At 58.2% G+C, this 17,936-nt stretch carries 15 protein-coding genes; 8 read left to right on the top strand and 7 right to left on the bottom strand.

From position 1 onward, the window contains the following. The first annotated feature begins 20 nt into the window (after window positions 1-20). Genes FHX03_RS31085 through FHX03_RS31075 form a run of 3 tightly spaced genes read left to right on the top strand, consistent with a single transcriptional unit; the run spans window position 21 to window position 3,714 of the window. The gene (locus FHX03_RS31085) at window positions 21-593 is read left to right on the top strand and encodes a (2Fe-2S)-binding protein (RefSeq protein ID WP_183856959.1); all 573 of its coding nucleotides are present in this window, start codon (window positions 21-23) and stop codon (window positions 591-593) included. Then, on the top strand, window positions 590-1,588 hold the full coding sequence (locus FHX03_RS31080; protein WP_183856957.1) for an FAD binding domain-containing protein: 999 nt from the start codon (window positions 590-592) through the stop codon (window positions 1,586-1,588). Before FHX03_RS31085 ends, FHX03_RS31080 begins: the two co-directional genes overlap by 4 nt. Further along, on the top strand, window positions 1,585-3,714 hold the full coding sequence (locus tag FHX03_RS31075) for a xanthine dehydrogenase family protein molybdopterin-binding subunit (protein ID WP_183856955.1): 2,130 nt from the start codon (window positions 1,585-1,587) through the stop codon (window positions 3,712-3,714). Before FHX03_RS31080 ends, FHX03_RS31075 begins: the two co-directional genes overlap by 4 nt. 12 nt (window positions 3,715-3,726) lie before the next feature. On the opposite strand, the gene FHX03_RS31070 is transcribed toward FHX03_RS31075, so the two are convergent. From FHX03_RS31070 to FHX03_RS31055, 4 genes are all read right to left on the bottom strand, one after another. Continuing rightward, window positions 3,727-4,545: a glucose 1-dehydrogenase gene (locus FHX03_RS31070; protein WP_183856953.1), complete on the bottom strand. Its 819-nt coding sequence runs from the start codon at window positions 4,543-4,545 to the stop codon at window positions 3,727-3,729. Window positions 4,546-4,563: 18 nt separating this feature from the next. Next, window positions 4,564-6,069 carry a tripartite tricarboxylate transporter permease gene (locus FHX03_RS31065; protein ID WP_183856951.1) on the bottom strand — a complete coding sequence of 502 codons (1,506 nt, stop codon included), beginning with the start codon at window positions 6,067-6,069 and terminating at the stop codon, window positions 4,564-4,566. A gap of 11 nt (window positions 6,070-6,080) precedes the next feature. Continuing rightward, complete coding sequence (locus FHX03_RS31060) at window positions 6,081-6,566, bottom strand: tripartite tricarboxylate transporter TctB family protein (protein WP_210298790.1); 486 nt, start codon at window positions 6,564-6,566, stop codon at window positions 6,081-6,083. Between the two features lie 72 nt (window positions 6,567-6,638). After that, complete coding sequence (locus FHX03_RS31055) at window positions 6,639-7,595, bottom strand: Bug family tripartite tricarboxylate transporter substrate binding protein (RefSeq protein ID WP_183856947.1); 957 nt, start codon at window positions 7,593-7,595, stop codon at window positions 6,639-6,641. Window positions 7,596-7,902: 307 nt separating this feature from the next. Here FHX03_RS31055 and FHX03_RS31050 point away from each other — a divergent pair, with 307 nt between their 5' ends. Both FHX03_RS31050 and FHX03_RS31045 read left to right on the top strand, forming a co-directional pair. After that, complete coding sequence (locus FHX03_RS31050) at window positions 7,903-8,925, top strand: zinc-dependent alcohol dehydrogenase family protein (RefSeq protein WP_183856945.1); 1,023 nt, start codon at window positions 7,903-7,905, stop codon at window positions 8,923-8,925. Between the two features lie 51 nt (window positions 8,926-8,976). Then, window positions 8,977-10,476, top strand: a complete 1,500-nt coding sequence (locus FHX03_RS31045) for an aldehyde dehydrogenase family protein (protein ID WP_183856943.1) — start codon at window positions 8,977-8,979, stop codon at window positions 10,474-10,476. Window positions 10,477-10,541: 65 nt separating this feature from the next. On the opposite strand, the gene FHX03_RS31040 is transcribed toward FHX03_RS31045, so the two are convergent. Together FHX03_RS31040 and FHX03_RS31035 are read right to left on the bottom strand one after the other, a co-directional pair. Next, window positions 10,542-11,462, bottom strand: coding sequence for a LysR family transcriptional regulator (locus FHX03_RS31040; RefSeq protein WP_183856941.1), 921 nt, complete (start codon window positions 11,460-11,462; stop codon window positions 10,542-10,544). 147 nt (window positions 11,463-11,609) lie between these two features. Continuing rightward, window positions 11,610-12,665 (bottom strand): aldo/keto reductase, encoded by a 1,056-nt coding sequence (locus FHX03_RS31035; protein WP_183856939.1) that lies wholly within the window; start codon window positions 12,663-12,665, stop codon window positions 11,610-11,612. A 914-nt stretch (window positions 12,666-13,579) separates the two neighbouring features. On the opposite strand from FHX03_RS31035, the gene FHX03_RS31030 reads away from it, so the two are divergent. The 3 genes from FHX03_RS31030 to FHX03_RS31020 all read left to right on the top strand — a co-directional run bounded on the left by FHX03_RS31030 (window position 13,580) and on the right by FHX03_RS31020 (window position 17,237). After that, the gene (locus FHX03_RS31030) at window positions 13,580-13,774 is read left to right on the top strand and encodes a twin-arginine translocase TatA/TatE family subunit (RefSeq protein WP_183856937.1); all 195 of its coding nucleotides are present in this window, start codon (window positions 13,580-13,582) and stop codon (window positions 13,772-13,774) included. A 424-nt stretch (window positions 13,775-14,198) separates the two neighbouring features. Then, the gene (locus tag FHX03_RS31025) at window positions 14,199-15,773 is read left to right on the top strand and encodes a Re/Si-specific NAD(P)(+) transhydrogenase subunit alpha (protein WP_183857068.1); all 1,575 of its coding nucleotides are present in this window, start codon (window positions 14,199-14,201) and stop codon (window positions 15,771-15,773) included. 30 nt (window positions 15,774-15,803) lie between these two features. Further along, on the top strand, window positions 15,804-17,237 hold the full coding sequence (locus FHX03_RS31020; protein WP_183856935.1) for an NAD(P)(+) transhydrogenase (Re/Si-specific) subunit beta: 1,434 nt from the start codon (window positions 15,804-15,806) through the stop codon (window positions 17,235-17,237). Between the two features lie 110 nt (window positions 17,238-17,347). Here the strand turns inward: FHX03_RS31020 and FHX03_RS31015 are convergent, their stop codons facing one another. Beyond that, the gene (locus FHX03_RS31015) at window positions 17,348-17,929 is read right to left on the bottom strand and encodes a carbonic anhydrase (protein ID WP_183856934.1); all 582 of its coding nucleotides are present in this window, start codon (window positions 17,927-17,929) and stop codon (window positions 17,348-17,350) included. Window positions 17,930-17,936: the final 7 nt, after the last annotated feature.

The following is a 17,936-nucleotide window of genomic DNA, read 5'->3' as shown; positions in this document are numbered from 1 at the left end:
GTAGCCTAGCAGGAGGTGGGATGAGCGATCAGACACAAAGCGCAGATGAAACGCAAAGTAAGGACGTCAATGCGTCCAGCGCCGCGATCATACCGGTCCGTCACATCGCCGCAGAAGAGGAGGTTTCAATCGATCTCAACGTTAATGGGCGCCAATGCCGCGTGTCGGTCGAGAGCCAAACGACATTGCTCGATGCCTTGAGGGAACGGCTTCTCCTGACTGGAACCAAGAAAGGCTGCGGGCTAGGGCAGTGCGGCGCTTGTACCGTTCTGCTGGATGGAAGCCGCTTTAAAGCTTGCCTTCTTCTTGCTGCCTTGGTCGAGGGCCGTCAGATCAAGACCATCGAAAGCCTTTCGGACGGTGAGAAGCTTCACCCCTTGCAGCAGGCATTTATCGACAGGGACGCGTTCCAGTGCGGGTATTGCACCAGCGGCCAGATCATGTCGGGTCTCGCCTGTCTTGCCGAAGGACATGCTGGTTCGGCGCAGGACGTCCGGGCTTGGATGAGCGGCAACCTCTGTCGCTGCGGTGCCTACGACAATATTGTGGCGGCCATACGCGATGTCGCTCAAATGAGCGAGGAGGAGCGATGAGATCGTTCGACCTTTTGCGTGTCGCCACTCTCGATGAGGCGATCAGCTCGGGTGCGGTGGCGGGCCGCACCGATAGCGACCGGATGTTCATCGGCGGCGGCACTGACATGATCCAATTGTTGAGAGAAGACGTTGTCCAGCCTAAAACGATTGTCTCGTTGGGGAACGTCCTCGACAAGACGATCAAGCTGGACGGGGCGGGTCTTTCTGTTGGGGCTGGCGCAACCATGGCCGAGCTCTCGTCGCATGCGCTTGTCAACAAACGCTATCCGCTGATCGTCGATGCGCTCTTGAACTCAGCAAGTCCGCAGGTCCGAAATCAGGCGACCATCGCGGGGAACCTCCTGCAGCGAACACGTTGCCCTTACTTTCGTGACACGGGCTGCCACGCCTGTAACAAGAGGGCACCTGGCTCCGGATGCGCCGCCATTGGCGGTGCCAACCGCTGGCACGCGTTGCTGGGTACGAGCGAACATTGCATTGCGACCCATGCGTCCGATCTTGCCGTGGCACTGCTTGCGCTCGGGGCAACGGTCTCGATCAAGGGCCCCAGCACGGCGCGGCACGTCAGCCTTGAGGATTTCTATCAACTCCCCGGGACCACGCCGCATATCGAAGCGGCGCTGGGGCCTGGCGAGCTGATCGCTGCGGTCATTGTCCCATCAGCGATGGAAGGTCTTACCTCGTCCTACATCAAGGTCCGTGACCGGGCGTCGTTTGAATTCGCGGTAGTTTCGGCGGCCGTTGCTCTCGATCTCGAGGGTGGGCTGATCCGCCAAGCGCGGGTGGCGGTCGGTGGCGTCGCGACAAGACCTTGGCGCTTGCCGTTGGTTGAAGACCGACTACGAGGCGTACGGCTGGAAGAGCGTCGTGTGAGGTTGGCCGCGGACGCCGCCTCGCGTGGCGCGGTCGGGCACGGCGACAATGATTTCAAGATTGATCTTATGAAACGGGTGATCGTGCGGGCCGTTCAAGCGGCTGGAGGCATCAAATGAAATCTGATCAAATCGGCAAGGCTGCATCGCGTGTCGACGGACGAGCCAAGGTCACGGGGCAGGCCCGCTACGCAGCGGAGTTCGATGTGTCTGGGCTCGTGCACGCCGCCGTCGTGCGAAGCACGATCGCATGCGGGCGAGCGCTGGAAATTGATGTTGCGGCGGCGATGGGATCGACCGGAGTGATCGCCGTGCTTACGCACCAAAACACACCTAAATTGCCGTACCGACCTCACAAGGACCTACCTGACGCAGCGATCGGCGAACGACTTCACGTCCTGCAGGACGAGTGCATCAGCCATCAGGGACAGCCTTTGGCAGTAGTCGTGGCGGAAACCCTTGAACAAGCCGACAGCGCCTCACGACTCGTCAAGGTTCGATACGCGCTTGAAGCCGCAGATACGGATTTCGGCATTGTCCCGGAGTCCGACCCGACAAATCAGCTTTCCGGCGAACCCGCACCGGAAGAAACCATTCGTGGCGATTGCGGTCAGGCTATGGCGGCGGCCGATCTTCAGATCAATGCGGCCTATTCAATCCCACGAGAATATCACAACCCGATCGAACCCCATGCCACGATTGCTCGATGGGAAGGCGGTGCACTTACCCTGTGGGATAAGACCCAATGGGTTCATAACGTCGCAGAAGAGGTCGCGGCGGTGTTCGGTATCGAGGCGTCCGATATCCGTGTCATATCGCCATTCGTGGGTGGCGCGTTCGGGTCAGCCGCCCGCGTCTGGTCTCATGTCATCCTCGCTGCCTTGGCCTCGAAAACCGTCGATCGTCCTGTCAAGATCGTGCTGACAAGACGAGAAATGTATTACGCGACCGGTTACCGCCCGCAAAGCCGACAGACGCTCTCCATCGGAGCGTCTCTCACAGGACAGATTTGTGCGCTGAGGCATGAGGTCTGTCATGAGACGTCAACCTATGAGGAATACAAGGAATCGCTTCTCCTTCCAACGCAAGTCTTGCATTCCTGTCCGAACCTCTACACCCGCTATCGCCTCTCCCCGATGAACGTTCACACGCCGACCTATATGCGTGGTCCAGGGGAGGCCAGCGGACTTTTCGCTTTGGAATCTGGGATCGACGAGCTGGCAATGCAAATAGGGATCGACCCTGTGGCCTTGCGCATTTTAAACGAACCGTCGCTCGATCAATCGGTCAATCTGCCTTTTTCGAGCCGTTCGACGAGAGAATGTTACCGCCTTGGCGCCGAACGCTTCGGTTGGGACAGGCGCGATCCTCGTCCAGGCTCGATGAAAGATGGTCACTTGCGGATTGGATGGGGAATGGCCAGCGGCGTTTATCCTGTCTACGTCGCCACAGCATCAGCGAGAGCGCAGATCTTTCCTGGGGGGAGGGCGGAGGTCTCAAGTGCGGCAAGCGATATGGGACCGGGCACGTATACTTCGATGACGCAGGTCGCAGCGCAAACGCTCGGGTTCTCCCTCGACAAAGTGCTATTCACGTTGGGCGACAACAAACTTCCAAGGGCCCCGATCCACAGTGGATCGATGACAATGGCAAGTGTAGGCAGTGCTGTCAAAGCTGCTTGCGAGCGCGTAAAAGCCGAGGCGATAGCCTATACCGGTGCTGAAGACTTCGCACGCGCGTTAGAAATCCTGGACCGCCCGATCGACTGCCTGGTCGAGGTTCAGCCTGGCAATAGCGGTGACCGCTATTCGATGAACGCGTTTTCTGCGATTTTCACCGAGGTTGGCGTCGATAAGGATCTGGGTGAAGTTCGGGTGCGTCGAATGGTAGGAGCTTATGGCGCTGGGCGTATCGTGAACCCGAAAATTGCCCGCAGCCAATGCGTCGGCGGCATGATCGGCGGGATCGGAATGGCGCTGATGGAACATGCCGTGGTCGACAAGAGGACCGGTCGTGTCGTCAACGCCAATTTCGCGGAATACGCGGTCCCGGTCCACGCCGATTGCCCACCTGATATCGATGTGATCTTCGTCGACGAGGAAGATCACCACGTCAATCCACTTGGCGTGAAAGGTATCGGTGAATTGGCGATGGCCGGGATTGCACCAGCCATCGCCAACGCTGTTTATCACGCCACAGGCAAGCGGATGCGCAATTTGCCGATTACACCCGACACGTTGCTTTAGCGGGCGCCGAGTCTATTGTGCGCGTCCGATGACTTCCGCGAGCCGATCGCCTTGCGACGTGATCGCACCGATGGTGTGGCCGCCATCGACGACCAATGCGTGGCCGATAGCAAAGCCTGCTGTGCTCGAGCACAGCCACAGGACCGCCGAGGCGATCTCTTCAGGGCGACCGAGCCTGCCAACGGGCTCCTCAGCTGCCATTCGGGCCAGACCTTCCACTGTCCCGCCGGAAACCTCGACGGCCATGCTTGTGTGCACAATTCCTGGGCAGACAGCATTGATGCGGACGCCGGTTTCAGCATAGTCGAGAGCGGCGGATCGGGTTAAGCCGATCACCGCGTGCTTTGCTGCGGAATAGGCGGCAGCCCCTTTGATCCCCATGATACCTGCGCCTGAGGAGGTATTGACGATCGCACCGCCGCCGCGTTTGCGAATCCTCGGTATCTGATTGCGCATGCATAAAAATGTGCTGGTGACGTTGATGTCGATAATCCGCCGCCATTCATGATCGGTGATGTCTGCTGCGGACGCGACATTTTGGTATTTGCCGGCGTTGTTGAATGCGAAATCAAGACCGCCGAACTCTTGTTCGGTACGATCAAGCGCAGACCTAATGTCGCTTTCGACGGTCAGGTCACACCGCAGTGCCAGAGCGTTGCCGCCGGCGTCGCGAACAGCGGAAGCCGAGGCATCGCAGCCTGCCTGATCGATGTCAACAAGCGCGACGGCTGCACCGGCTTGAGCAAATGCGACAGCCGCAGCTCCCCCGATCCCACCAGCGGCGCCCGTTACGAACGCCACCTTTCCCTTGAAATCATGAATAGTCGTCATTCAGTCCTCCTTGGTGGCTTAATCAACATCTTGGAATGCAAGTTTCCGGTTTCTTCTCAAGACCGGCAAAAAGACTGCAACAACCAGTCCAGCTGCGATAACGAGAAGGGTGGCGCTGACGGGTCGCGTGACAAAGACGCTTGGATCGCCGTGAGAAACCAGGAGTGCGCGACGCAAATATTCTTCCAGCATCGGGCTCAGGATGAACGCAAGCAGCAATGGCGCCGGCTCGGCATCCAATTTGCGCAAAACATAGCCTGCAGTACCGAACACCGCTGTCAGGTAAATATCGAAGGTCGAATTGCTGAGGCTATAAGCGCCGATGGCACAAAAGAGAATGATCGCCGGAAACAGAAAATGGTAGGGGATCGAGATCATCTTTACCCAGATGCCGATAAGCGGCAGGTTCAAGACGACAAGCATGAGATTGCCAACCCACATCGACACGACCAGACCCCAGAATAAGCCCGGCTGCTCCGTCATGACACTCGGGCCCGGCTGAATGCCTTGGATGATCATCGCGCCAATCATCAAAGCCATCACAGAATTCGCCGGAATACCCAGCGTCAGCATCGGGATGAAGGAAGTCTGCGCCCCTGCATTGTTGGCGGCTTCCGGTCCGGCCACACCTTCGATCGCCCCGTGACCGAATTCGGCGCGGTTTCTGGAGACCTTCTTCTCCAGCGAATAGGATGCGAACGAGGCAAGCAGCATGCCCCCTCCCGGCAGCAGGCCAAGGACCGATCCAAGCAATGTGCCGCGCAGCACCGGTGCCGTCATCCGGACAAGATCCTCGCGGGTCGGGAGCAGGCCGTTTACTTTCTTGACGAGCGTTTGTCGGGACGTCTCGTGCTCTAGGTTGGCAATGATCTCGCCTATGCCGAACATCCCCATCGCCAGCGGCACGAACCCGATCCCGTCGGATAATTCAGGGATGCCAAGGGTATAACGGGCAATCCCGGAATTGACATCCGTGCCGACCATACCGAGAAGCAGCCCAAACAGCACCATCGCAACGGCGTGGAAGAGCGATCCATGAGCCAAGACGATGGAAGACACCAGACCAAGGACGAGAAGAGAGAAATATTCGGGTGTCCCGAAACTCAGCGCGAGCTCGGCGAGCGGCGGGGCAAAGAGTGCGATGATCAAAGTCGCAATCGTTCCGGCCACAAACGAACCAATGGCTGCGGCGGCGAGCGCCCGTCCGGCTTTACCGCGCTTTGCCATCTCATAGCCGTCGAGTGCCGTCACCAGTGAGGTGGTCTCTCCCGGCAGATTGATCAAAATCGCTGTCGTCGATCCCCCGTACTGTGAACCGTAGTAAATGCCCGCGAGCATGATCATGGCGGAATCTGCTGGCAACCCCGTCGTTAGGGGCAATAGCATGGCTATGGTGGTGGTCGGACCAAGGCCAGGGAGAACGCCGATTGCCGTCCCAAGCAGCACGCCGATCAAGCAGTAAAAGAGATTGGCCATCGAAAGCGCCGATTCCGCGCCGATTACGAGATTTGACAGGATGTCCATCGCAAGAGCCCTTAATTTGATGGATAGGGCGCCAGCGCCTGAAGCCAGGGACCGAAAGCCTGCATCTGGACACCGAGGCCGTCGATGAAGACGAAGACGCATGCGCCAATCAATGCAAGCGCCGCAAGCGAAGTTGGCCACGACAGCCGGAAGCGCGCGCTCGCCAAAGCGCACAACAGAATGAGGCCGATGCTTGCCACGACAAATCCGATACGCGGAAGCAGAAATGCAAAGGCGGCAAGCCCGCCAATGATCAGAGCCCCGGATTGCCAGGCAAAGGTGCTGGGCGTCTCGCTGTCGATAACGAGGGAGCGAACGACTGCGATGACACCGAAACCAAGAAGGAGTACAGATATGATAGTCGGAAAGAAACCAGGTCCCATCCTGGCCGAAGTTCCAAAGGCATAATCCCGGCTAAGGACGAACCCCGCGATGCCACAACTGGTATAGATCAACCCCAGCCATAATTCTCTTGTTCCGCGTAGACCCAGTCGCATAAACAATCCCCCTTTAGCCACCACATCGACCGGGCATGATGAGGATCATGCTCCCGTCGATGCTGCCGATCATCAATCGAGCGAGATGTTCTGGCTCTTGGCGATCTCGCCCATTGCCCGTGTTTCCTCCCCGAGCGTCCTTGCCAGTTCCTCGGGGGAACTCGTCCAAGACGTAAAGCCGATCGATGCCAGCTTTGCTTCAACGTCCGGCTCGTGCAGAGCGCGGCTGACATCGGCGTTGATCTTGTTGACGATGGCCTGCGGCGTTCCCTGCGGTGCGTAGAGCGCGAGCCAGGACTTATGAACGAAATCGGCAGGTCCGCCCGCCTCTGCAAAGGTCGGGATTTCAGGGAAGTTGGGATTGCGGACCTTGTCGGCGATGGCGATGAACTTGACCTTGTTGGCACGCAGCATCGGGCCAGCCGTAGAGGCTGTTCCAAATGCCATCGCCAGTTCACCGTTGGCGATCTGGACAAAGATCTGTGGGGTCTCCTTCACCGGGACATGCGTCAACTTGATACCGGTGGCGTTTTGCAGTTTTGCGCCACCAATGTGCATGGCGCTGCCCACACCAGAAGAGCCAAATGTGAGATTGCCATCATCCGCCTTTGCAGCAGCGACAACGTCAGCCACGGTCTTCCACGGTGAATCGGCGGCAACCGCCAGGAAGTAGGTGGCCTCGAACATTGGTGCGACCGGCACGAAATCCTTGTCAGGATCGTAGGGTAGCTTTTTGAAGAGGTGTCGCTGCAAGGCGATCATCCAGTTTTCGGTCTGGAACAATGTGTAGCCGTCAGGCTTGCCGCGCTTGAACGCGTCAACTGCGCTCCAATAATTGGAGCCGGGTCTGTTTTCAATGGTAACCGGTTGGCCCCAATAGCCCTTAAGCTTGTCTCCAACAAGGCGCATAACGGTATCAGGTCCTGTGCCTGTCGGATAAGGCAGGATGACATTGACGGGATGTTCGGGAAAGCCGTCAGCGCGCGCCGCCAAACCCGGCGACGCCGCTGCCATCGCCACAATCGCCATGACCATTCTTGTCAATCGCATTTGTCTTCTCCTCCATTCGGCGTCGTCAACCGATGCTGGGCCACCTCCTGGCTGTCAGCAGATTAGCAACGCGTTGTTAAGCGTAGTGGAGCCTGGCGCATCCAACCGAGTGACAGCTTATGGGGCAAAGCGTCTCCATCGCAACGCCGAGGCACCGACAGGCGATAACACGGGGGTATCGCCATGAGCCGGCTGACCTTGCATGCCGCCCGTTGCTCTGCCATCCAAAGTGGCGCCGGTGGCTTAAAGCCTCGGATGCGGTTCAGCACATCAGGAGGGGAATCCAATGCAGGGCATCGTCTTTACGGGTGATTGTGGGGTTCGCCTTGCCGATTTTCCTGACCCGACGCCGGGACCGGGGGAGGTGGTGCTGGAGATCAAGGCTTCGGGCATGTGCGGAAGCGACCTCCACCAATATCGTTCCGCTCCGGGAGTGATTTCCGCCGAACTGATCAGGGGACACGAGCCTTGCGGTGTGGTAGTGGCAGTTGGGCCCGGGTCTGTCGCGCCGCATGCGCGCATCGGTGCTCGGGTGATGGTTCATCATTATGCCGGCTGCGCGGGGTGCCAACAGTGCAATTCCGGCTGGCCCCAGATGTGCGAAGAGGTCCCGGTGACCGTCTATGGCATTGATGGGCACGGCGCTCACGCGCCGTTCATGAAGGTAAGGGCGGACACGCTTGTTCCCCTGGACGAGCGACTGAGTTTCGTTGCTGGTGCTGCGATTTCCTGCGGAACGGGCACGGCATGGGGTGCGTTCGAGCGCATGGGTTTGACCGGGCGTGACGCCGTCGCCGTCTTCGGGCAGGGACCGGTCGGACTGTCCGCTACGCTGATCGCAAAAGCGCAGGGTGCAAAGGTGATCGCCGTCGACATCGATGAGGAGCGGCTTGCGGTCGCAAGGGCGTTCGGAGCCGACCACATCGTCAACCCGGGTAAGGAAGATGTCGTCGAGGCGGTCAAGGAACACACACAGGGTAAGGGAGCCAGTAAGGTCCTCGAAACATCGGGAGCGGTTCAAGCATCTCTCGATGCCGTGCGTGTTGCGCGCGCCTGGGGGACGATCGGACTGGTGGGGCTTGGCGCTGAGTTTAAGATGACCTTGTCCCAGGTGCTACGCCGGCAACTCAATGTCGTTGCCTCCTGGACGATGTCGATCCAGGCGCAGCGCGCCTGCGCCGACTTTGTCATGGAACGCGGCATTGATCTCGACCAACTTTTCACGCAGCGATGGCGATTGGACCAGGCGGAGGAAGCCTACCGACTGTTTAACAAGCAAAGCAGCGGCAAAGGGGTTTTCATTCCCTAAAACCGTCAGAACGACACTCGCATTCGAAATTGCTAAGCCGAGGAACAAGCGATGAACCAGTCGACGACCCGTATTCCACTTTCTGCCGCAACGACGAAGTTCTTGGCGCAGGACCGGTTTCTTCACCTGATCGATGGCAAGGACACGCCGTCGCTTTCAGGAAAGACGTTCGAGACCTATGACCCATCATCAGGTCATGTCCTGGCACAGTTGTCAGAAGGCAATGAAAGCGACGTCAACGCAGCCGTGGCGGCTGCCCGCGCGGCGTTTGAAGGCAACTGGCGGCTATGGACGCCCTACGAGCGCCAGACCTTGCTCCACCGGATCCACGATGTGATCGACGCCAATTTCGAGGAGCTTGCCCAGATCGAAACCATGGACATGGGTGCGCCGTTGTCGCGCACCTTGGGCTTTAAATCCTTCGTTTTGCGAGTCATCGCCTTTTTTGCTTCGCAGTGCGGCTCAGTTTCGGGTGAAACGCTGCCCAACAGCCTGCCGGGTGCGGTTCACTCGATGACCTTGAAAGCACCGGTTGGCGTGATCGGCGGCATTATCCCTTGGAACGGACCACTTGGCAGCCAGTGGTGGATTATCGGCGCAGTGCTTGCAAGCGGCTGCACGGCTGTGCTCAAGCCCGCAGAAGACGCATCACTTTCGGTCCTGCGCACCGTTGCGTTGTTGCATGAAGCGGGCATGCCCGAGGGTGTTATCAATGTCGTGACAGGACATGGTAGCGTCGCAGGGGCTGCGCTCGCCGCACACGCAGACGTCGACAGAATAGCGTTCACGGGATCGACGGTCACCGGGCGCAAGATCATCGAAGCATCGGCAGTTAACATCAAAAGACTGCAGCTTGAACTCGGCGGCAAGTCGCCCGATATTGTGTTTGCCGATGCAGATCTCGACAAGGCCGTTCCGAGCGCAGCCATGGCCGTTTTTGCAAATTCCGGCCAGGTTTGTTACGCGGGAACGCGCGTCTTCGTGCAACGGTCGATCGTGCCGGAGTTCTGCGAACGCCTCACCGCCTTTACCAAGACGATCCGCGTCGGACACGGTCTTGACCCCAGCGCTCAGCTGGGCCCATTGATCTCAGCTAAACAGCTCGATCGCGTCATGTCGTACATCAAGCTCGGATCAGAAGAGGGCGCGCAGCTTGTCTATGGCGGAGATCGACCGGGTGGTGATCTGGCTGAAGGCTTTTTCGTAAAGCCAGCGATCTTTTCCAATGTCGATAACGGTATGAGGATTGCCCAGGAAGAGATTTTTGGTCCGGTCCTGTCGGTCATTCCGTTCGATACCCAAGACCAGGCGATCAGCCTCGCGAACCAGACGGAATACGGACTAGGCGGAGCTGTCTGGTCGCGAGACATCTCGACCGCACTCAATGTCGTCCGCCACATCCATACGGGCGTCATGTGGGTGAACTGCTACGGGCTTGTCGACCCTCTGGTGGGCTTCGGAGGGACGAAGCACAGCGGGTACGGGGCCAAGGGTGGCAAGGCTCACCTTGACACATATTTGTACACGAAGACAGTCTATATCGACACCTGACGCTCCAATCGGCATCTCTTCCTAGAGATGAAGCCAGCGCTCCAGACGCTCGTCCGGAGCGCCATTCAATGCCTCAGATCCCGAGCCTTCCTGTCAAGACGAACACCCTCTTCGGCGACGGCTTCGATGAACTTGCGGCGGGCCACGTCCAGGAATGAGCGTTCGCGGAAGAATACGGCGATGTCCCGGCTCATGATCCTTGATGTGATCGGCAGAGCAACGAGCTTGCCGCTCGCAAGTTCCTCGCTGACGACATGCTCCGGAAGCATTCCGAGGTGATCGGAGTTTTGGATCACCGTTTTCATGAAACTCACGGAGTTGCATTCGGTCATTTGCGCCGGGACATCGACCTGCTCATCGGACGTGACCTGCTCGACGGGAGAGATATTGCGGCCGACCAGATGCGTGACCCACGGATATTGCATGAGCTCAAACCAGGCGATGTTGCCCGTCCGAGATGGATGGTCCGATCTGCAAAGGACGACAAGACGGTCCCTGAACACGACGCGCTGCTTGATACCTTCGATATTGTCGAAACAACCCGTCTGCGCGATAATGAAGTCAAGTTCCGATCGCTGCAAGCCAACCAGTAATTCCGGATGGGCGTTCTCAAAGATCCTGAGCGGAAGATGAGGGTAGTCCAGGCGCCACTTGCAGACGGCGTTTGGAACGACATGGGCGACAAGGCTGACAATCGCGCCGACAGTCAAGCGGTCCGCCGTGCCTTGCGATTGAGCGCGTATCTGCTTTTCCGCAACATCGATTTCGTCCTGGATGAACCAGGCTCTGGAATAGAGCATTTCGCCAGCGGAGGTTGGAACAACCCCCATTGGACCGCGCTCCAGAAGCTTGACGCCAAGCGAGGCTTCCAGCCGATCCATCGACGAACAAAGCGCTGGCTGGGAAACCTGCAGTTCCTTTGCTGCTTTTCTGAAGCTTCCGTGCTCAACGACAGATTTCATATACAGAAGTTTTCTGGGATCCATTGTGTTTCTCCTCCGTCACACAATGAGGCAGTCACATGTTATTCGATTCCGTAATCAGGTGTTGTGCGCGCTCGCTTCTGTTAAAGTCTTAGAGCTTGGGTTCCGGCCAGCCTCAGCAGGGGCTGACCGGCTTCACATCATCGTTGATCAATTGCCAAGATGCGGCCTGATGAGAGAGAGATCGGCGTCACTGAGGCGGTCTTGGGCATTCAGCTGGTGCCAGTAGGGATAAATGAGAGGCGGCTGGCTGACGCGGTCCAGCCGAGCCCGTTCTTCATCGGAGAGTTTCAATTCAGCCGCCGCGAGATTGTCGACAAACTGCGCCTCAGTTCTGCCGCCGACGATCAGCGATGTCACACCGGTGCGTCCAAGCGTCCAGGCGAGGGCAACTTGCGCTGCTGAGATGCCCCGGCTTTCGCCAATCGCAACAAGTTCATCGACGATGTTCCAGAGGCGGTGTTCATCGCGGATCGGCGGCTCCGTCCACCCGGCGAACTGTCTGGTGTTTTCAGGCGTCGCTTGATTGCGCCGATGCTTGCCCGACAGCAAACCACCGGCAATCGGTGCCCACACGAGCACACCCAGTCCCTGGTCGATACTGATGGGGATGAGTTCGTACTCGGCATCGCGTGACTCGAGCGTGTAGTGGATCTGCTGGCTAACGAAGCGTGCGCGCATCTCGCGCGCGCTGATCCCTAGGGCCTTCATGATGTGCCAGCCCGAGAAATTGGAGCAGCCCACATATCGTACCTTGCCCTGACGCACGAGCGTGTCCAAGGCTTCCATAGTCTCTTCGAGAGGCGTCAGTCCATCACGTTCATGCAACTGGTAAAGGTCGATGACATCGGTCTTCAAGCGCTTCAAGCTGGCTTCGCAGGCGTTGATAAGATGGTAGCGTGAAGCACCGCTATCATTGGGACTTGCGCCCATCTGGAAGCGCGCCTTCGTGGCGATGAGCAAACCGTTCCTGCGGGGGCCGCCGATGATTTCGCCCAGGATCTCCTCGCATCGGCCATCAGAGTATATGTCAGCCGTGTCGATCAGGTTGACACCCTTATCGACACAAAGATCGACAAGCCGGCGCGCCTCATTCACTTCGAGCTCGCCCGTCATCTTCGCCCAGTTCTTGCCGCCGATCGTCATGGTGCCCATGGTGATCGTCGAGACTTTCAATCCCGTATTACCGAGCAGTCGGTATTCCATTATGTCCTCCCAATAATCTATGACCGTTTTATCACTTGGGCGTCTCGCCCTGGATTACCGCTCCACCTGTGTCTGACTGTTTCCGGTCCACAGTGGGCTTCAGTTGTTAATTAGTCTCTTATTGTGAGATATGTTTGTCAAGCGGGATCTCGGAAGATATGTTGCCGACAAACCCCATAACATGCTTTTTGCCCAGCGAGAGCCGGGTGCGTCTTACTAGTTGAACAGGTCATGGCTCGGTCTTCAAAGCGTGCTTCATGCGCAGCACCGCGATGCAAGAGCGCGCGGGAGCGGCAGCAAAGCTACGTGTTCAACGAAGCTCGGCCCCTCGAAGTAAATCGACGGACGGGCATGCAGTTCGGAATCGATGTCGATACCCACAGGCTACCTTTTGCGCGAGAACGCATCATGCCCCTTATCGATTGCTTCAGGTTTTTCCACGCCTCAAGGCTCAGCAGGGTTGTTCGCAACCGGTCGCTTTGCGGCAGTGGGCTACAATGGTCTAAGATCAAAGATCTGCTCTTTAACGAAAACCAGCGTTTAGCTCGTTCTGAATCGCCAAGATCGACAATATTCATGAGTAGAACTTATGACGTCATGCAACGCCGTGCACCAATCGCGCCCTTACATGCAACGCTCCATAAAGCGTTAGGAGATCCCAGTCGTCACGCACTGCACGTTGGCGCTCGAAAGAGCTGGCTTCGCGAACTCCTACCGCTCCGAAACACACTGAAAAGCGTTCGAAGAACCACAGCAAACGCCGAGCAGGCTTTCAAGCCGTCAATTCATTGATGAACACTGCTCATGACGCCAAGCAGAAAACAGTTATAGTTTCAACGCCTATCCAACGCTAAAACGTACGCTTGCTTTGCTCTTGAGCGTGAGCGCGATTTCAAGATTGAATGGAGTAAGAATTGGGTTCTCTAAGCTTGTGGCACTGGCTGATCGTCCTTGTTGTCGTGCTGTTGTTCTTCGGGCGCGGTAAGATCCCGGAACTCGTGGGCGATCTTGCCGGTGGGATTAAGAACTTCAAGAAAGGCATCGCTGAGGTTGATGACACGCCTCAGCTCTCGAACGATCAGAAGGACAAAACCAGACAGTTCCGCTGAGCCTTACGTCGCCAATCGCGCGACAATAGAACGTAGCGTTGGAACCTAGCTGTCCATTTTCCGACGAGGGCGTTCTCGTAGGCGAAAACGATATTTCTCTCTTGTGAGCCATCTGCGGCATGCAGGACAGACTGCAGGCCGGTAGCGAGCGCCTGCTGCAGAAGATCCCGTATAAATTCCGCTTTAACATCTGTGCGAAGCCTTTCGCTGTCCGGCCGCGATCACGCAAACCGACTATGACAGCTCTCCAAGCCTTTGAAAATAAAATCGATTTAGATATTTTCGAAAATCGGTTTCGAGCCGAATAACACGCCTTGCTGTACTGGACAGCGGCTTTGAAGTCTGCTTGGGAGGTTCCCGCATTTGATGTCGGAACGGTCGCATCGCATCGCGGCCGGATGCGCAGGAGGGGAACTCGATGACGATGAAGATTGGAAGCTGCAGGGAAGTCCATCGCGATGAAGCGCGGGTGGCACTTACCCCTGACAGCGCTATCGAACTAAAGAAACTTGGATATGGCTGTTCGATCGAAACCGGTGCTGGTCTGGCCGCAGGATTTACAGATGACGCGTACCGCGCGGCAGGCGTTGAGGTCCTGTCGTCAGCGGCAGAGGTTTGGTCCTTCTGTGATGTCATTGTGAAGGTGCGCCCACCCCAGCCGTCCGAAGCTGAGCAGTTGGGGCCTGGCAGGACGCTGATCTCATTCTTCTACCCCGGCCAGAACACCGCCCTGCTCGAGCAGGCGAAGGCGACGGGTGCCAACGTCATCGCCATGGACATGGTGCCGCGCATTTCGCGCGCCCAGAAGATGGACGCTCTGTCGTCCATGGCGAACATCGCCGGTTACCGCGCCGTCATCGAAGCCGGCAACAATTTCGGCCGCTTCTTCACTGGCCAGGTCACTGCCGCCGGCAAGGTTCCGCCGGCCAAGGTGCTGGTCATCGGCGCCGGTGTCGCCGGCCTTGCCGCTATCGGCACCGCCACCTCGCTCGGTGCCATCACCTATGCCTTCGACGTTCGCCCCGAGGTGGCTGAGCAGATCGAAAGCATGGGCGCCCAGTTTGTCTTTCTCGATTTTAACGAGAGCCAGCAGGATGGCGCTGCCACCGGCGGCTATGCAGCACCCTCCTCGCCGGAGTTCCGCGAGAAGCAGCTGGAGAAGTTCCGCGAACTGGCTCCCAAGATTGACATCGTCATCAGCACCGCGCTGATCCCCGGCCGCGACGCGCCGAAGTTGTGGCTGGCCGGTATGGTCGCCGCCATGAAGCCGGGTTCCGTCGTCATCGATCTCGCGGCCGAACGCGGCGGCAACTGCGACCTCACCGTCGCGGACCAGAAGATCGTCTCCGACAATGGCGTGACCGTCGTCGGCTATACCAATTTCCCAAGCCGAATGGCCGCGCAGTCGTCGACGCTCTACGCCACCAATATCCGCCACATGATAACGGATCTGACACCTGCCAAGGATGGCAAGATCGTCCACAACATGGAAGACGACGTCATCCGCGGGGCGACGGTCGCCTTCGAGGGGGCCATCACTTACCCCCCACCGCCGCCGAAGATCCAGGCGATCGCCCCCCAGAAGCCAAAAGAGAAGGCCAAGGAGCCGACGCCTGCGGAAAGGCGTGCACGCGAAGCCGCGGCCTTCAAGGCGCAGACCAAGAGTCAGGGCTTCTTGCTTCTGATCGGCACCGCGCTGCTGCTTTTGGTCGGCGCTTACGCCCCGGCAAGCTTCATGAATCATTTCGTGGTGTTCATGCTCGCCTGCTTCATCGGCTTCCAGGTGATCTGGAACGTCTCGCACTCGCTGCATACGCCCCTGATGGCGGTGACAAACGCGATTTCGGGCATCGTCATTCTGGGCGCGCTGCTGCAGGTCGGCTCCGGCAACTGGCTGGTCGTCATTCTGGCCGCGCTGTCGGTTCTGGTCGCGACGATCAACATCGTGGGCGGCTTTCTTGTCACGCGGCGCATGCTCGCCATGTTCCAGAAGTCCTGATCGGGCCAGGGATATCAAGGGATTTTCAATATGACGATTGGTATCGTTTCGGCCGCCTACATCTCTGCGGCTGTGCTTTTCATACTCTCGCTGGGCGGTCTCTCCGGTCAGGAAAGCGCCAAACGCGCCGCTTGGTACGGCATTGTCGGCATGGCGCTCGCCATTGTCGCGACCATCTTCGGCCCCGGTGTGGCTAACTGGGTCATCATTCTTCCGATGATCTTGGCCGGTTCCATCGCCGGTTACTACGTGGCAAACCGCGTGCAGATGACGGAGATGCCGCAGCTGGTGGCTGCGCTCCACTCCTTCGTCGGTCTCGCGGCCGTCTTCATCGGCTTCAACGCCCATATCGAGGCATGGCGCATTGCCGGCATGGACGAGGCGGCGCGCGCATCACTTGACAGCTTCGCCGGCATTCTCGCCCACAAGACCCCGGTCGAGCTCGCCATCATGAAGATCGAGGTGTTCCTCGGCGTCTTCATCGGCGCCATCACCTTCACCGGCTCGATTGTCGGCTTCGGCAAGCTCGCCGGCAAGATCGATGGTAAGGCGGAGAAGCTGCCAGGCGGGCATTTTCTGAATGCGGCTGCTGCGATCCTGTCGCTGATCCTGCTCCTCATGTATGTGAACAACGCGGGCGTCTGGACGCTAATCCTGATGACGTTGCTCGCCTTCTTCATCGGCTACCACCTGATCATGGGCATCGGCGGCGCCGACATGCCGGTCGTGGTTTCGATGCTGAACAGCTATTCCGGCTGGGCGGCGGCCGCTATCGGCTTCACGCTTGGCAACGATCTCCTGATCGTCACCGGGGCGCTGGTCGGCTCATCAGGTGCGATCCTCTCCTACATCATGTGCAAGGCAATGAACCGCTCCTTCGTCTCGGTCATCCTCGGCGGCTTCGGCAGCACCACGGGTCCGGCGATGGAAATCGAAGGCGAGCAGATCGCCATCGACGCCGAGGGCGTGGCGTCCGCGCTCAACGATGCCGACAGCGTCGTCATCGTGCCGGGCTACGGCATGGCGGTGGCACAGGCGCAGCAGGCCGTTTCCGAGTTGACAAGCAAGCTGCGCGCCGCCGGCAAGACCGTCCGCTTCGCGATCCACCCGGTCGCCGGCCGCCTGCCCGGTCACATGAACGTGCTGCTCGCCGAAGCCAAGGTGCCTTACGACATCGTGCTTGAGATGGACGAGATCAACGAGGATTTTCACGAAACGGATGTCGTCATCGTCATCGGCTCCAACGACATCGTCAATCCTGCTGCAATGGAAGACCCGAACTCTCCAATCGCGGGCATGCCGGTTCTGGAAGTCTGGAAGGCCAAGCAGGTGTTCGTGTCCAAGCGCGGCCAGGGCACCGGCTATTCCGGTATCGAGAACCCGCTGTTCTACAAGGAGAACACGAGAATGTTGTTCGGTGACGCCAAGAAAATGATGGGCGAGTTGCTCCCTCAAATTGCCTAGAAAATGGCAACGACACGGCTGGTTTCACAGCCGTGCCGTTGCCCGATCACGAATTTGTTCAAAGGTTGTTCCCGTTAAAGACTCGTTTTCAGTCTGCACTGCGCAGCCGCTTACCGTGCAGTTGAGATCCGACAGATCCCGTCTTTGATGCTGTAGATCCAACCATGTATCGCCACTTGTCGGCCGCTGCGCCAGGCAGTTTGCATCGTCGGAGTGCGTGCCAGACGTTCGACCTGAGCGACGACCGATGTTTCGCAGAGCCTGTCGATTTCGGGCTCACTCCATTCTCCACATTCCCGACATCCGAAATGGCGGTCCGCAGTGTCCCGGATTGGCTGAAGCCAATGATCGATAAGTCCGATGGTCTGACGGCCGACGGCGGCGCGCACCCCACCGCAGCCATAATGCCCGCAGACGATAATATGCTTCACATTGAGTTCGCGGACGGCAAACTCCAGAACTGAAAGCATGTTGAAGTCGGTGTGATGAATAAGGTTGGCGACGTTTCTATGGACAAATAACTCGCCTGGCTGAAGCCCGGTAATGACGTTTGCCGGTACGCGACTGTCCGAACAGCCGATCCATAGATATTCAGGTTGCTGAAGTTTCGAGAGCCTCTCGAAATAATCAGGTCTTTCAGCCGTGCGCTCGGCAGACCAGGCTCGATTATTGTCGAAAAGATGAGCGATCATATAAGCT

It is taken from the genome of Rhizobium sp. BK456, assembly GCF_014194045.1.
Taxonomy (GTDB): Bacteria; Pseudomonadota; Alphaproteobacteria; order Rhizobiales; family Rhizobiaceae; genus Rhizobium; species Rhizobium redzepovicii.
This window is presented reverse-complemented; position numbering and strand designations above follow the sequence as displayed.

What these genes read in the sequence shown, in the direction of transcription:
- FHX03_RS31015 (WP_183856934.1), bottom strand. Translation starts at nt 17,929, where the DNA reads ATGATCGCTCATCTTTTCGACAATAATCGAGCCTGGTCTGCCGAGCGC.
- FHX03_RS31025 (WP_183857068.1), top strand. Translation starts at nt 14,199, where the DNA reads ATGAAGATTGGAAGCTGCAGGGAAGTCCATCGCGATGAAGCGCGGGTG.
- FHX03_RS31080 (WP_183856957.1), top strand. Translation starts at nt 590, where the DNA reads ATGAGATCGTTCGACCTTTTGCGTGTCGCCACTCTCGATGAGGCGATC.
- FHX03_RS31060 (WP_210298790.1), bottom strand. Translation starts at nt 6,566, where the DNA reads ATGCGACTGGGTCTACGCGGAACAAGAGAATTATGGCTGGGGTTGATC.
- FHX03_RS31045 (WP_183856943.1), top strand. Translation starts at nt 8,977, where the DNA reads ATGAACCAGTCGACGACCCGTATTCCACTTTCTGCCGCAACGACGAAG.
- FHX03_RS31035 (WP_183856939.1), bottom strand. Translation starts at nt 12,665, where the DNA reads ATGGAATACCGACTGCTCGGTAATACGGGATTGAAAGTCTCGACGATC.
- FHX03_RS31050 (WP_183856945.1), top strand. Translation starts at nt 7,903, where the DNA reads ATGCAGGGCATCGTCTTTACGGGTGATTGTGGGGTTCGCCTTGCCGAT.
- FHX03_RS31055 (WP_183856947.1), bottom strand. Translation starts at nt 7,595, where the DNA reads ATGGCGATTGTGGCGATGGCAGCGGCGTCGCCGGGTTTGGCGGCGCGC.
- FHX03_RS31075 (WP_183856955.1), top strand. Translation starts at nt 1,585, where the DNA reads ATGAAATCTGATCAAATCGGCAAGGCTGCATCGCGTGTCGACGGACGA.
- FHX03_RS31085 (WP_183856959.1), top strand. Translation starts at nt 21, where the DNA reads ATGAGCGATCAGACACAAAGCGCAGATGAAACGCAAAGTAAGGACGTC.
- FHX03_RS31040 (WP_183856941.1), bottom strand. Translation starts at nt 11,462, where the DNA reads ATGGATCCCAGAAAACTTCTGTATATGAAATCTGTCGTTGAGCACGGA.
- FHX03_RS31020 (WP_183856935.1), top strand. Translation starts at nt 15,804, where the DNA reads ATGACGATTGGTATCGTTTCGGCCGCCTACATCTCTGCGGCTGTGCTT.
- FHX03_RS31070 (WP_183856953.1), bottom strand. Translation starts at nt 4,545, where the DNA reads ATGACGACTATTCATGATTTCAAGGGAAAGGTGGCGTTCGTAACGGGC.
- FHX03_RS31065 (WP_183856951.1), bottom strand. Translation starts at nt 6,069, where the DNA reads ATGGACATCCTGTCAAATCTCGTAATCGGCGCGGAATCGGCGCTTTCG.